Genomic DNA, 13,670 nt, shown 5'->3' with positions numbered 1-13,670 from the left:
TGGAATCAGAGCTTCGACAGATCCTGCGCGATGGAAAGCTGCAGCAGTTCGGCAAGTTCGCGCGCCGCGCGGTCCTGCGCATTCTTTTCCGCACGCAGGGCCGCATAGCCCTGACGCGGAATATCGTATGACGACGAGACGCTGCGCTTGCCGCGGGCCACGACCTTTCCAGTCTTGATTTCTGTCAGCACATAGCTGGAGGCCACGGTCATCGTACCGGCGGTCGGCTCGTCTTCGGTGACGCGCTGGACGATCGCCGCCGCGGTTTTCACCGCAGTTACGCCGAGATTGAGCGAATAGGCCGGACTTGCTGGCTGGCCCGCGCCGCCGTTGAAGCCGAAGATCAGGTGGTTGCGAACTTCCTGCCCGTAACGGGTCTCCACCGGCTTGATGGCAATGGAGCGCAGGGCCGTTGTTGTGCTAACCGACGCCCCCGGCGCCATAGGCGCGTTGGAATACAAAGGCCGCACGGTGCAGGCCGAGACGATAGCCATCGCCGCAACGACACCAAGCACGGCCATGCCGCGCGAGAAGGAGACCGGGAATTTCCGCGACTGATCAGGCAACGACATTGACGATCCTCTGAAGCACCACGATTACCTTGCGGGGGGTCTTTCCTTCAAGCGCCTTCTGGACGAAATCGAGCGCCAGCACCGCCTTTTCGACGGCACCTTGATCTGCGTCGCGGGCAATTGTCAAATCGCCGCGCTTCTTGCCGTTCACCTGCACCGGATAGGTGAATTCATTGTCCACGACCAGCGCCGGGTCGAACACCGGCCATGGCCGCTCGGAAACGAGTCCCTCGCCGCCAAGCGTTGCCCAGCACTCCTCGGCCAGATGCGGCATGATCGGCGCGATCAGCTGCACGAGGATTTCAGACGCCTCGCGTGTCGCCGCCTTCAGCGCCTCGTCGCCTCTGCCTTCACCGATCTCACCGACCGGTCCGGTCATGGCATTCGCGAGCTCATAGATGCGTGCGATCGCGCGGTTGAAGGCGAGCTTTTCGATGTCCTCGCCAACCGCCTTCAGCGCCTTGTGGGCAGCCTTCGACACAGTGCCCGCCTCGCCGTCCTGCGACGACGCAGGCTCGACGCCGGCAAGCTGCTCGGCAGCCGTCGAGATCAGACGCCAGACGCGCTGGATGAAGCGATGGGCGCCGGCGGCACCGTCGTCGGTCCACTCCACGTCGCGCTCGGGCGGCGAATCCGACAGCATGAACCAGCGCGCCGTATCGGCGCCGTAGCCGTCGGTGATCTCTTCCGGGCTCACCGTGTTCTTCTTCGACTTCGACATCTTTTCGAGCGGGCCGATCTCGGCAACTTCGCCGGTTTCGATCACGATCGCGCGACGATCAGCATCGCTGCCCTCGATCCGCACCTCGGTCGGCGTCAGCCAGCGTCCGTCGGCGGTCTTGTAGGTCTCGTGCACCACCATGCCCTGTGTGAACAGGCCCTTGAATGGCTCGGCCAGATCGACATGCCCGGTCTCGCGCATGGCGCGGGTGAAGAAGCGCGAATAGAGCAGATGCAGGATCGCATGCTCGATGCCGCCGATATACTGGTCCACCGGCAGCCACTCGTTGGCAGCCTTCGGGTCGGTCGGCTCGTTCTCCCAGGGCGCGGTGAAGCGCGCGAAATACCACGACGAATCGACGAACGTGTCCATCGTGTCGGTTTCGCGGCGCGCATCCTTGCCGCATTGCGGGCATTTCACATGCCGCCAGGTCGGATGGCGGTCGAGCGGATTGCCCGGCTTGTCGAAGTCGATGTCGTCCGGCAGCTTGACCGGCAGGTCGGCCTTCGGCACCGGCACCACGCCGCAATCCTCGCAATGGATCATCGGGATCGGGCAGCCCCAGTAGCGCTGGCGCGAAATGCCCCAGTCGCGCAGGCGGAACTGCACCTTGCGCTCGCCCATCGGCCGGTTGCCGATGGTCTTGGCTTCCAGCAGCTTGGCCACTTCCTCGAAAGCAGCCTTTGGCGTCATGCCGTCGAGGAAGCGCGAATTGATCATCACGCCGTCATCGGTATAGGCCTCCTCGGTGACCTGGAATGTCGCCGCATCGCCGTCTTCCGGCATCACCACCGGGATGACCGGCAGGCCGTATTTGTTGGCGAAGTCGAGGTCGCGCTGGTCACCGGACGGACAGCCGAAGATCGCGCCCGTGCCATATTCCATCAGCACGAAATTGGCGACGTAGACCGGCAGCGTCCAGCTGTCGTCGAAGGGATGCACGACGCGGATGCCCGTATCGTAGCCCTTCTTCTCGGCAGTCTCGAGAGCGGCCACCGACGTGCCCATGCGCCGGCATTCGTCGGCGAATGCTGCGAGCTCCGGATTGGTCTCGGCGGCTTTCTTCGCCAGCGGGTGGTCGGCTGCGATCGCCATGAAGGAGGCACCGAAGATCGTGTCGGGCCGCGTCGTATAGACTTCCAGCTCACCCTCACCGTTAGGGGAAGTACCCTCGGCGATCGGCCAGCGGATCAGCAGGCCTTCCGAGCGGCCGATCCAATTCGACTGCATGGTGCGGACTTTTTCCGGCCACTCCGTCAATCCGTCGAGCGAATCGAGCAGGTCCTGCGCATAGTCGGTGATCTTGAAGAACCACTGCGTCAGCTCGCGCTGTTCTACCAGCGCGCCGGAGCGCCAGCCGCGCCCGTCGATGACCTGCTCGTTGGCAAGGACCGTCATGTCCTCCGGGTCCCAATTGACCTTGGAGGATTTGCGCGTCACCAGCCCCTTGGCGACGAAGTCGAGGAACAGCATCTGCTGGCGGTGATAATAGTCGACGTCGCAGGTCGCGAATTCGCGCGTCCAGTCGATCGACAGCCCCATGACCTTGAGCTGCGCGCGCATGGTCGCGATGTTCTCATAGGTCCAATCCTTGGGATGGACCTTGTTCTGCATGGCGGCATTTTCCGCCGGCATGCCGAAGGCGTCCCAGCCCATCGGATGCAGAACGTTGAAACCCTTGGCGCGCTTGTAGCGGGCCACAACGTCGCCCATCGTATAGTTGCGCGTGTGGCCGATATGGATGCGCCCCGACGGATAGGGAAACATCTCCAGCACGTAGTATTTCGGGCGCGGATCGTCGTTCTTCGTCTCGAAGAGCTTTTTTGCATCCCAGGCCTTTTGCCACTTGGGTTCGGATGCGCGCGGATTGTATCGTTCGGTTGCCATCGGGTGTTTTTCACTTAAAAGCATGCGCGAAACCGCAGGCCGCAGCCTGACAGTTCGCAAAATGTGGTCCGGGTGTTCACCATGGATTGCCGAACCCGTCAACTCCGGCAACTGGGACCCCGACAAAATGCAGCAGGACGTGACATGGAAAAATCGGTCGAACAGCTCGCACTGGTGAAGGAAAAGATCGCGGCCTCCGAGCAAGAAGCCAAGCGCCCGGCAGGTTCCGTGACGCTTGTCGCCGTGTCGAAAACTTTCGAGGCAAGCGAAATCCGCCCGGTCATCGAGGCCGGCCAGCGCGTGTTCGGCGAGAACCGCGTGCAGGAAGCGCAAGGCAAATGGCCGGCGCTGAAGCAGGAATTTCCCGATCTCGAACTGCACCTGATCGGCCCGCTGCAATCCAACAAGGCCAGGGAGGCTGTCGCCCTGTTCGATGTCATCGAGACCGTCGACCGCGAAAAGATTGCCGCCGAACTCGCTAAGGAAATCGCCAGGCAAGCCAAAGCGCCAAAGCTCTATGTCCAGGTCAACACCGGCTCCGAGCCGCAAAAGGCCGGCATCGAGCCGAAAGAGGCCGTCGCCTTCGTCAAGCGCTGCCGCGAGGTTCACGATCTCGCGATCGAAGGCCTGATGTGCATTCCCCCGGCGGACGAAAACCCCGGCCCGCATTTCTCCCTGCTCGAAAAACTGGCGCGCGAGGCCAACGTCGAAAAACTGTCGATGGGCATGTCCGGCGACTACGAACTCGCCGTCGCCTTCGGCGCGACTTCGGTGCGCGTCGGCTCGGCGATCTTTGGGAGCCGGTAGTTTTGAGAAAACCGCATCGCCCCAAAAAGATCGTGGCTCCGTCATTGTAACGAAACGTGCCGTTCCTATATGGTTGATGTAATCCACATCATCGGGAGCGTCGCATGCGCTACAATCAACTCGGAAATACGGGGATGTTCGTCTCCGAACTCTGCCTTGGCACCATGACATTCGGGGCCGCCGGCGAAAATGCCCAATGGGGCGCCATCGCCAGCCTCGACCAGAAAGGCGTCGATGAAATCGTCAGCCGTTCGCTGGCCGCGGGTATCAATTTCTTCGACACCGCCGACGTCTATTCCTTCGGCCAGTCAGAACGCCTTCTCGGCCAGTCGCTGAAGAACCTCGACGTCAAACGCGAAAATGTCGTCATCGCCACCAAGGTTCATGGCCAGATGGGCGAAGGGCCGAACCAGCGCGGTTCCTCACGCGGCCACATCATGGATTCGGTCGACGCCAGCCTCGAACGCCTCCAGACTGACCATATCGACCTCTACCAGCTCCACGGCACGGACACCGTGACGCCGATCGACGAGACGCTTCGCGCGCTCGACGATCTCGTCGCCGGCGGCAAGGTCCGCTATGTCGGCGTGTCGAACTGGCAGGCCTGGCGCATCGCCAAGGCGCTGGGCATCTCGGAGCGAAAGAGCATCGCCCGGTTTGAAACCGTCCAGTCCTACTATTCGATCGCCGGCCGCGATCTCGAGCGCGAGATCGTGCCTCTCCTCAACGAGGAAAAGCTCGGCCTGATGGTGTGGTCGCCCATGGCCGGCGGTCTGCTCTCCGGCAAGTATGGACCCGGCGCGCCCGGCAATGGCGACGGCCGCCGTAACGCCTTCAATTTCCCGCCGGTCAACGAGGATCGCGCCTGGGCAGCAGTCGCCGTCATGCGCGAGATCGCCAAAAAGCACGACGTCAGCGTCGCCACGGTGGCGCTTGGTTATGTCCTGGCAAAGCCCTTCGTCATGAGCGTCATCATCGGCGCCAGCCGAATGGACCAGCTCGAGCAGAATCTTGCTTCCACACAGCTCAAGCTCGATGCCGACGATCTTGCCAAGCTCGACGAGGTCAGCGCACTGCCCGCCGAATATCCCGGCTGGATGCTCGAGCGTCAGACTGCCGGCCGGCGTCCTGCGCCGTTCGTCGCGAAGAGCTGAGCCCCGGCACTACAGACGGCGGTTGCCTTGCAGCCGCCGTCGCCGACATCAGTGCATCACGAACTCGCCGTTCACATTGCGCCATTCATTCGGCGCGATCAGCTTGCGATGCGTGTAGCTGACCGAATGCAGCGGACCGTCGAGCTTGGCCTTCCAGAACTCGATGAACCTGAACAGGCCGGGAAATTTCGGAGCCAGGTCATAGTCCTGCCAGATGAAGGTCTGCAGCACATGAGGGTGGTCGGGCATGTGATAGAGAAGCTGTGCCGTGGTCAGCCCGTAACCCTTCAGCATCAGTTCCAGTTCAGAAGTCTCACGCATGGCAATTCTCCCGCCTCAGCCGATCCTCCACAGTCACGATGATGCGACGCGATGATTAACCGGCTACTAACAGCCTATCACGATTCGCGTGATTTCATCCATGAAATCAAATGCTTGGCAGCAAGCACGAGCGAGTGCTGATAGCGCGGCGGCCGCGCAAGACCATCCTGATGGCCGCAACCACGCCCAAACCCTATGTCTAATATTGTCGCCGGCGCGGGAATGATATTAAGTCCGGCGAATTCCGCGCTACGAAGCGCAGCCGGCGGCGATCGACCGCCGGTCAGTATGGGGAGAGAAAATGTCCGATGTAAAAGTCCACCGCGTCCAGCCGGCGTGGAAGAAGAACGCGTTGATCGACAACGACACCTACCTGAAATGGTATGGCGACAGCGTCAGGAATCCCGACAAGTTCTGGGCCAAGCACGGCAAGCGCATCGACTGGTTCAAGCCCTACACCAAGGTCAAGAACACCTCGTTCACCGGCAAGGTTTCGATCAAATGGTTCGAGGACGGGCTGACCAACGTCTCCTACAACTGCATCGACCGCCACCTGAAGAAGCGCGGCGACCAGACAGCGATCATCTGGGAAGGCGACAATCCCTACGACGACAAGAAGATCACCTATAACGAGCTTTATGAGCATGTCTGCCGGCTCGCCAATGTGCTGAAGAAGCACGGCGTCAAGAAGGGCGACCGCGTCACCATCTACATGCCGATGATCCCGGAAGCGGCCTATGCGATGCTCGCCTGTACCCGCATCGGCGCCATCCATTCGATCGTCTTCGGCGGCTTCTCGCCTGACGCTCTCGCCGGCCGCATCGTCGATTGCGAATCGACTTTCGTCATAACCGCCGACGAGGGCCTGCGCGGCGGCAAGACCATCCCGCTCAAGGAAAACACCGACAAGGCGATCGACATTGCCGCTCGCAACCATGTCCGGGTCAAGACCGTCGTGGTCGTGCGCCGCACCGGCGGCAAGGTCGGCTGGGCTCCGGGCCGAGACGTCTGGTATCACGACGAAGTCGCGTCGGTGAAACCCGACTGCAAGCCTGAGAAGATGAAGGCGGAAGACCCGCTGTTCATCCTCTATACCTCGGGCTCCACCGGCAAGCCGAAGGGCGTACTGCACACCACCGGCGGCTATCTCGTCTTTGCCTCGATGACCCACCAATATGTCTTCGATTACCATGACGGTGACATCTACTGGTGCACCGCCGATGTCGGCTGGGTCACCGGCCACAGCTACATTGTCTATGGCCCGCTCGCCAATGGCGCGACGACGCTGATGTTCGAGGGCGTGCCGAACTACCCGTCCGCCTCGCGCTTCTGGGATGTCGTCGACAAGCACAAGGTCAACATCTTCTACACCGCCCCCACCGCCATCCGCGCGCTGATGGGCGCCGGCGACGACCATGTGAAGAAGACCTCACGCAAGTCGCTGCGCGTGCTGGGTTCGGTCGGCGAGCCGATCAACCCGGAAGCCTGGGAATGGTATTTCAATGTCGTCGGCAACAAGAAGGTGCCGATCGTCGATACATGGTGGCAGACCGAGACCGGTGGCATCCTGATCACGCCGCTGCCCGGCGCCACCGACCTCAAGGCCGGCTCGGCGACGCGGCCCTTCTTCGGCGTCCAGCCGCAGCTGGTCGACAATGACGGCAAGGTGCTGGAGGGTGCCGCCGACGGCAATCTTTGCATCGTCGATTCATGGCCGGGCCAGATGCGCACCGTCTATGGCGACCATGAGCGCTTCATCCAGACCTATTTTTCCACCTACAAGGGCAAATACTTCACCGGCGACGGCTGCCGCCGCGACGCCGACGGCTATTACTGGATCACCGGCCGCGTCGACGACGTCATCAACGTCTCCGGCCACCGCATGGGCACCGCCGAGGTCGAATCCGCACTCGTCTCCCACGACAAGGTGTCGGAAGCCGCCGTCGTCGGCTACCCGCACGACATCAAGGGCCAGGGCATCTACAGCTATGTCACGCTGATGAGCGGCGTCGAATGGTCGGAGGACCTGCGCAAGGAACTCATCGCCCATGTCCGCAAGGAGATCGGCGCCATCGCCTCGCCAGACAAGATCCAGTTCGCGCCGGGCCTGCCCAAGACGCGCTCCGGCAAGATCATGCGCCGCATCCTGCGCAAGATTGCCGAGGACGACTTTGGCGCGCTCGGCGACACATCCACGCTCGCCGATCCGGCCGTTGTCGATGACCTCATCGAGAACCGGCAGAACAAGAAGGCGTAACCCAGGCCGTCTTATTCCCCTCCCCCTTGTGGGGAGGGGTTAGGGGTGGGAGTCCCATACTCGATTGCCCCGTGATCGGACGCCCCGCACAAGAATGCAAACACCGTTGCAGATTTGCACTTGCGAAATCGGGCAAACAGTCCCACCTTCGGGTTGTGTTCAACAAATGAAAGGAGGTGATCCGATGTCGAGTGGTTTCGGTTTTCAGAGCGAGGGCTCAGCGGATTACCTTTCTGGAGAGCAGTCTCTCCTCTAAAGGTTTTGACGTGCAGCTTGCGGCCCCGAGGGATCGCGGCTGACGCCACGCACTGGACGAAAGTCACGGGAAGGCCGCCTGCTTCTTCGGAAGCGGCGGCCTTTTCCGTTTATGCGGAAATCCTCTTGCCGTGTCTATTTGGTCAAGGCTAGCCCTTCGATGTTCCCGGTGATCTGCTGGAAGGCCTGATCGAGCTCCGGGCCGCTCGACGTGTCGTAGTAATGCTTGATGCCACCAGTGTCGGGTGTCGCGCAGTCGCGCATGAGTTTGCGCGCTGCATCATTCGGCAACTTGAACCCGATCGTGAATATTTCAATGCCAGCCTTGCGCATCTCGGCGCACAGCTTTGTGGCATGCGGAATTGAGCGAGCAGCCGCGCCTGCACCATAAGCTTCCTGAACGGTCGCGGCACCGGAAAAGCCGAGATTGAACTCTCCGTCTGTCATCAGGATCGCGTATTTGGCAACCTTTTTGTACGGGCCAGGTGCTGCGGATGTGGCAAGGACATTCTTCCATTTGTCGGACAGCATGTACCAGGTCCACTGAACCCCGATATGCCCTCCCGTGCCACCATCAGCGACGAATTTTTCGATGGTATCGGTGAGGGTTTTCAGGTTTGCCGTCAGCGGCACCACCGCAACTGTGGGACACTTCTCGCTTGGCAAATAATTGATATTTCCGTCGGTATAGCCCTTGGCAAACGCTGTCAGGAGAAAATCCCGATTAACCATGGCGACGTCGGGGCCATCATCCGTATAAACGTATGCAGTCCCTTTGCGCTCCGTCGCGCAGTAGTCGCGTCCGGAGGAAGTCACGTTTCTCGGATCGGCGTTCGAAACGACCTTGCCACGGTCTGCCTCATTCTTTTCGATATAAACCGCTTTCTCGGCAATCGCGGCACCGACATTCACGGAATTCGCGTAGGGAACAAGTGCCACGCGAACCCGGTCGTTGAGGTTTTGTCCGCTTAGCAGCGTTTCCACCGCTCGCGTAGCCGCCTTCTGCAGATCACCAAGCTTGTCGTCGGTACCAGCCTTTTTCATCGAGCCAGTCAAATCCAGCATCATCGCCACCTCGACGTTTACGTCGGAGTAGACGGCAGCCGATTCAGTACCGACGCGCGGGTCGCCGATGTTGAACATCGGAAAGGCCAGCACGACATTGGCATGGGCCGTCGCGGAGATCGTCCTGGCTGTCCGGTCGACGACGAGCTGGTCGAGCACGAAACGGTCATTGGTCGAAAATCGCGACGTGCTGTTGGCGCTTAGAAATGCCTCCACCATCCTCCGCGCGTCCTTTTCCTCGATTGTGCCGGTGGTCAGGTCGCGCGCCGTCGAGGTCACGGCCGAATCGAGCGCGGACTGGAGGCTCGATTTCACGTTCAGCGACTGCGCGACATTGATGCCGAAGCCTATGGTCAGAAGCAGTACCGACATCGATACCGCCGCCATCAAGGTGAAGTTGCCGCTTCGATTTTTCGCGAAATCGGATAGTGCCCGCGCCCTACGCATGGTTTTTGCCCCTCAGCCAAGAAAACCCGAGAGCGTCGTAGCAGGAATTTCATCGAATCGGGTTTACAACCTGGGGTTCAATCCACCCGGCAAATATAAGCTTTTGATTTCGAAACGAATTGATGAATTCTGTGCTTAATCGCCGGTAAACCCGGCGCTTCAATTGCACCGGCTTTCGCGCCGGCTGCCGCAATAGGGCAGCACGAGCCAGTATCTCGCCTCACCACCGGAAGTCACATTGGCGAGCACGCGCCCGTCAATGCAACGCCGCTCAGGGTCAATGCAACGCCGTTCAGGAAAGCATCTGCGCATCGAAGGTGCGGTCGATGCCATGCGGCGGAGGCGTCGCCGGATGGCTGTCCTGCTCATAGGTCCAGACCTTGAAGCCGGTCAGCGTGTGTGCGCCGAAGCTGTGCAGCAGCGGCACATCGGTCGCATCGCGCCCGCGCGCGATCGCCACGCGCCCGATGCGGCGCTTGTTGTGTCGGGCGTCGAACGTGTACCATTTACCGTCGAGGAAAACCTCGAACCAGGCGTTGAAATCCATCGGCGACGGGTCCGGCGGGATGCCGATATCGCCGAGATAGCCGTTCACGTAGCGGGCCGGAATGTTCATGCAGCGGCAAAGTGCGATCGCCAGATGCGCGAAGTCGCGGCAGACCCCGACGCGCTCGTCATGCGCCTGCGCGGCAGTCCGTGTGGCGCGGGCATAGCCGTAGCCGAAGGACAGCCGGTTGTGCACATATTCGGTGATCGCCTGCACCCGCGCCCAGCCGCTTGGCACATGGCCGAATTGCTGCCAGGCGATGTCGCCGAGATGATCGGTCTCGCAATAGCGGCTGCCCAAGAGGTAGCCGATCACCTCGTCGGGCAGATCCTGCACCGGCATTTCCTTGGCCAAGGTGTTCAGTTCGTCGGGTTCGCCGCTGTCTTCGACCAGCGCGTCATAGAGAATGCGGAACCCTCCCGCCGGCGCCATGAAGCGGCGGCAAAGATTGCCGTGGACATCCTCGTAAGTGTGGTTTGGAACATTTGGCGAGGTCAGCACCTTCGTCTGCCGCTGGATATCAGCCCGCCGCTCCTTGCAGATTTCCAGCACCGATATCACCGGCATGGGCTGCGTGCATTCGATGGCAATCTCGTAGCCTAGCCGGATCAGCATGGCGCTACCTCGCGATCTTGAGAGAAGATTTTACCCTCAACGCACAATGCCGGCTATCGTTCCGGGGATGCGGCTGATGAACGGCAGAGGACGGTTAGAATTCCCCTCTCCGTCTCGTCTTCGCCGAGCCACCTCTCCCCACTTTGTGGGGCGAGGAACCCAAGTTCTGTGAGGCCGCGACCTCCGCGAGTGCTGGTTCCTCGCCCCATGTAATGGGGAGAGGTGGCGCGCGAAGCGCGACGGAGAGGGGTTTTTCCCTACAACCCATCCTCAGAAATCGCTCGCCAGACCCTTTATCTCCCAGTCGCCGTAGCGCACCGGCTCGTTGCCGCCGCGGCCGCCGATCTCGCGTGGCAGGGCAGCCTCCTGCTTCTTGTAGGCCTGGCGTCGCGCCTCCGCTTCCTTCAGCGCGCGTTCGGCAGCCGGCGACAGCGCCTTGCGTTCAACAGGCTCGACGACCGTTCCGTTACTTTCGGTTGTGTTCTCGGTCATTCGCGAACTCCCGCGGCAGATGATTGAAACCGGACCAATTCTTACCCATCATATAGCGAAGTTTTATCGCGTATCGACCCCTTCCTTGCGCGCGTTTACGGAGCCGAAGAATGAACATCATGCGAACCGCAATGCTGCTGGCCTTCATGACCGCGCTGTTCATGGCCGTCGGCTACGCCATCGGCGGCTCGGGCGGCATGATGATCGCCTTCATGATGGCGGCCGCCATGAACCTCTACAGCTACTGGAACGCCGACAAGATGGTTCTGCGCATGAACCATGCCGTCGAGGTCGACGAGAAGAATGCGCCCGAATATTACGGTATCGTGCGTGCGCTGGCCGAACGCGCCGGCCTGCCGATGCCGAAGGTCTATCTCATCGACAACCCACAGCCCAACGCATTCGCCACCGGGCGCAACCCGCAGAACGCGGCGGTTGCCGCCTCCACCGGCCTGCTGCAGCGGCTGTCGCATGAGGAAGTGGCCGGCGTGATGGCGCATGAGCTTGCCCATGTCCAGTATCGCGACACGCTGACCATGACGATCACCGCGACCCTTGCCGGCGCGATTTCCATGCTCGGCAACTTTGCCTTCTTCTTCGGGGGAACCGCGAGAACAACAATCCGCTCGGCTTCGTCGGTGTGCTGGTGGCCATGATCGTCGCCCCGCTCGCTGCCGGAATGGTGCAGATGGCGATCAGCCGCACGCGCGAATATTCCGCAGATCGGCGTGGCGCCGAGATCTGCGGCAATCCGCTCTGGCTGGCATCAGCCCTTGACAAGATCGCCCGCAACGTCGAACGCATCCACAACCCCGACGCAGAGCGCAATCCCGCAATGGCTCCGCTCTTCATCATCAATCCTCTTTCCGGCGAGCGCATGGACAATCTTTTCTCGACCCACCCCAACACCGAGAACCGCATCGCTGCGCTGGAGGAGATGGCACGCCAGGGCATGGGCGGCAACGGCGGCGCGCGCCCTGCTCCTGCGCCGCGCAATCCTGAGCCGCGCGAAGCCGGCCCGTGGGAAGCTCCCGCAAAGCCCGCCGTGGAGGAAAAGCCGACGCAGCCGAATTCCGGTCCATGGGGCCGCAACCCGACCGGGCCGAAAGGCCCATGGTCGTGACCGTGAACGACCGTCAGCGCTCCAAACCGAAACCATTCAGGCAATCGGAATACCAGAGACAAGAGGATGCTAATGCGCCCGGCCTCGCCGCGCGCAAGGCGGCGGCAAAGCTGCTGGCAGCCGTCATCGACGCAAAGACCTCGCTCGACGGACTGACCGACCACGACCATGGCCATCCGCAGTTCAAGGCGCTCGACATGCGCGACCGCTCGCTGGTGCGGGCGATCCTCGCGACCGCGCTGCGCTACCGCCGCACCATCGACAACCTGATTTCGGCGCGGCTTGAAAAAGCGCTGCCTGCCAACGCCACAGCGCTCACCCACATCCTGCATGTCGCGGCAGCGCAGATCCTGTTCCTCGACATTCCCGACAGCGCCGCCGTCGATATCGCCGTCACCCACGCCAAGTCCGATCCGCGCACCGGCCGCTTTTCCGGCCTTGTCAACGGCGTGCTGCGCTCGCTGGCGCGCGGCAAGGCCGAGGAACTGCCGGCCATGCTGGCCGAGACCGACGACGCGCCGGAATGGTTCCGCGCCCGACTCGTTTCCGGCTATGGCGCAGATGCGGCAAAGAAAATCCTCACCGCTCATCGCCTCGAAGCCCCTGTCGATTTCACCGTGAAATCCGATCCTCAATCCTGGGCGGAAAAGCTTGGCGGCATCGTGCTGCCCACCGGCTCGGTGCGCGTCGAACGGCTCGCCGCCAATGTGCCGGACCTGCCCGGTTTCACTGAGGGCGAATGGTGGGTGCAGGACGCCGCCGCAGCACTTCCCGCGCGCCTGTTCGGCGATGTCTCGGGCTTGCACGTCGCCGACCTTTGCGCAGCACCCGGCGGCAAGACGGCACAGCTGGCGCTGGCCGGCGCACGCGTTACCGCGATCGACAGCTCGAAGAACCGGCTCGCCCGGCTGGAGAAGAACCTTGAGCGCTTAGGCATGACCGCCGCAGCCGCCCAGGCCGACATCCTGCGCTATGAGCCGGAAGAACTCTTCGACGCAGTGCTGCTCGACGCACCGTGCTCGTCGACTGGCACCGTGCGTCGCCACCCGGACGTGCCATGGACGAAATCGCCTGCTGATATCGAAAAACTGGCCGACCTGCAGTACCGCCTGCTTGCCCGCGCCATCACTTTGGTCAAGCCCGGTGGACGGATCGTCTTCTCCAACTGCTCGCTCGACCCGCTCGAAGGCGAAGCGCTTTACGAAGCCTTTCTTGCGGCCACGCCCGGCGTTGCCGATGATCCGATCCAACTCGGTGAGGTTGCGGGCGCTGACGCGTTCCTGACGCCGAAGGGCACTTTGCGCACGACGCCGGCGGACATGGATATGGGCCGTCCGGAGATTTCCGGGCTCGACGGCTTCTTTGCCGCGCGCCTTACCCGAATTGGGTAGGTCACAACTTATCCCC

General features: G+C 61.8%; 10 protein-coding genes and 1 pseudogene. 5 read left to right on the top strand and 6 right to left on the bottom strand.

All coding sequences use genetic code 11. The features are described 5' to 3' along the window. Positions 1-5: 5 nt before the first annotated feature. Together lptE and leuS are read right to left on the bottom strand one after the other, a co-directional pair. On the bottom strand, positions 6-572 hold the full coding sequence (gene lptE, locus DZG07_RS04055; protein ID WP_091908984.1) for an LPS assembly lipoprotein LptE: 567 nt from the start codon (positions 570-572) through the stop codon (positions 6-8). Then, positions 559-3,180: a leucine--tRNA ligase gene (gene leuS, locus DZG07_RS04050; RefSeq protein WP_119814486.1), complete on the bottom strand. Its 2,622-nt coding sequence runs from the start codon at positions 3,178-3,180 to the stop codon at positions 559-561. The genes lptE and leuS overlap by 14 nt, the downstream gene beginning before the upstream one ends. A 144-nt stretch (positions 3,181-3,324) precedes the next feature. On the opposite strand from leuS, the gene DZG07_RS04045 reads away from it, so the two are divergent. Together DZG07_RS04045 and DZG07_RS04040 are read left to right on the top strand one after the other, a co-directional pair. Continuing rightward, positions 3,325-3,987: a YggS family pyridoxal phosphate-dependent enzyme gene (locus DZG07_RS04045; RefSeq protein WP_119814483.1), complete on the top strand. Its 663-nt coding sequence runs from the start codon at positions 3,325-3,327 to the stop codon at positions 3,985-3,987. Between the two features lie 104 nt (positions 3,988-4,091). Further along, the gene (locus tag DZG07_RS04040) at positions 4,092-5,141 is read left to right on the top strand and encodes an aldo/keto reductase (RefSeq protein WP_119814480.1); all 1,050 of its coding nucleotides are present in this window, start codon (positions 4,092-4,094) and stop codon (positions 5,139-5,141) included. A gap of 48 nt (positions 5,142-5,189) precedes the next feature. Here the strand turns inward: DZG07_RS04040 and DZG07_RS04035 are convergent, their stop codons facing one another. After that, positions 5,190-5,462: an usg protein gene (locus DZG07_RS04035; RefSeq protein WP_091908972.1), complete on the bottom strand. Its 273-nt coding sequence runs from the start codon at positions 5,460-5,462 to the stop codon at positions 5,190-5,192. A 301-nt stretch (positions 5,463-5,763) separates the two neighbouring features. On the opposite strand from DZG07_RS04035, the gene acs reads away from it, so the two are divergent. Continuing rightward, positions 5,764-7,719, top strand: a complete 1,956-nt coding sequence (gene acs, locus DZG07_RS04030; protein WP_119814476.1) for an acetate--CoA ligase — start codon at positions 5,764-5,766, stop codon at positions 7,717-7,719. A gap of 390 nt (positions 7,720-8,109) precedes the next feature. On the opposite strand, the gene DZG07_RS04025 is transcribed toward acs, so the two are convergent. The 3 genes from DZG07_RS04025 to DZG07_RS04015 form a co-directional block, all read right to left on the bottom strand. Next, positions 8,110-9,486, bottom strand: a complete 1,377-nt coding sequence (locus tag DZG07_RS04025; protein ID WP_119814473.1) for a TadE/TadG family type IV pilus assembly protein — start codon at positions 9,484-9,486, stop codon at positions 8,110-8,112. Positions 9,487-9,778: 292 nt separating this feature from the next. Then, positions 9,779-10,648, bottom strand: coding sequence for a transglutaminase family protein (locus tag DZG07_RS04020; protein ID WP_119814470.1), 870 nt, complete (start codon positions 10,646-10,648; stop codon positions 9,779-9,781). A gap of 270 nt (positions 10,649-10,918) precedes the next feature. Further along, a complete protein-coding gene (locus DZG07_RS04015; RefSeq protein WP_091908959.1) occupies positions 10,919-11,140 on the bottom strand; it encodes a DUF1674 domain-containing protein in 222 nt (73 codons plus the stop codon). Between the two features lie 110 nt (positions 11,141-11,250). Between DZG07_RS04015 and htpX the strand changes: the two are divergent. Next, positions 11,251-12,263 (top strand): annotated as a pseudogene (gene htpX, locus DZG07_RS04010) (zinc metalloprotease HtpX). Then, positions 12,254-13,654 (top strand): RsmB/NOP family class I SAM-dependent RNA methyltransferase, encoded by a 1,401-nt coding sequence (locus DZG07_RS04005; RefSeq protein ID WP_119821385.1) that lies wholly within the window; start codon positions 12,254-12,256, stop codon positions 13,652-13,654. The pseudogene htpX and the gene DZG07_RS04005 overlap by 10 nt, the downstream one beginning before the upstream one ends. The last annotated feature ends 16 nt before the right edge of the window (positions 13,655-13,670 follow it).

Origin of the sequence: Mesorhizobium sp. DCY119, from assembly GCF_003590645.1 — a bacterium.
GTDB lineage: Bacteria > Pseudomonadota > Alphaproteobacteria > Rhizobiales > Rhizobiaceae > Mesorhizobium_M.
The sequence above is the reverse complement of the archived record's forward strand: the minus strand, read 5'-3'. Positions and strand labels throughout refer to the sequence as shown.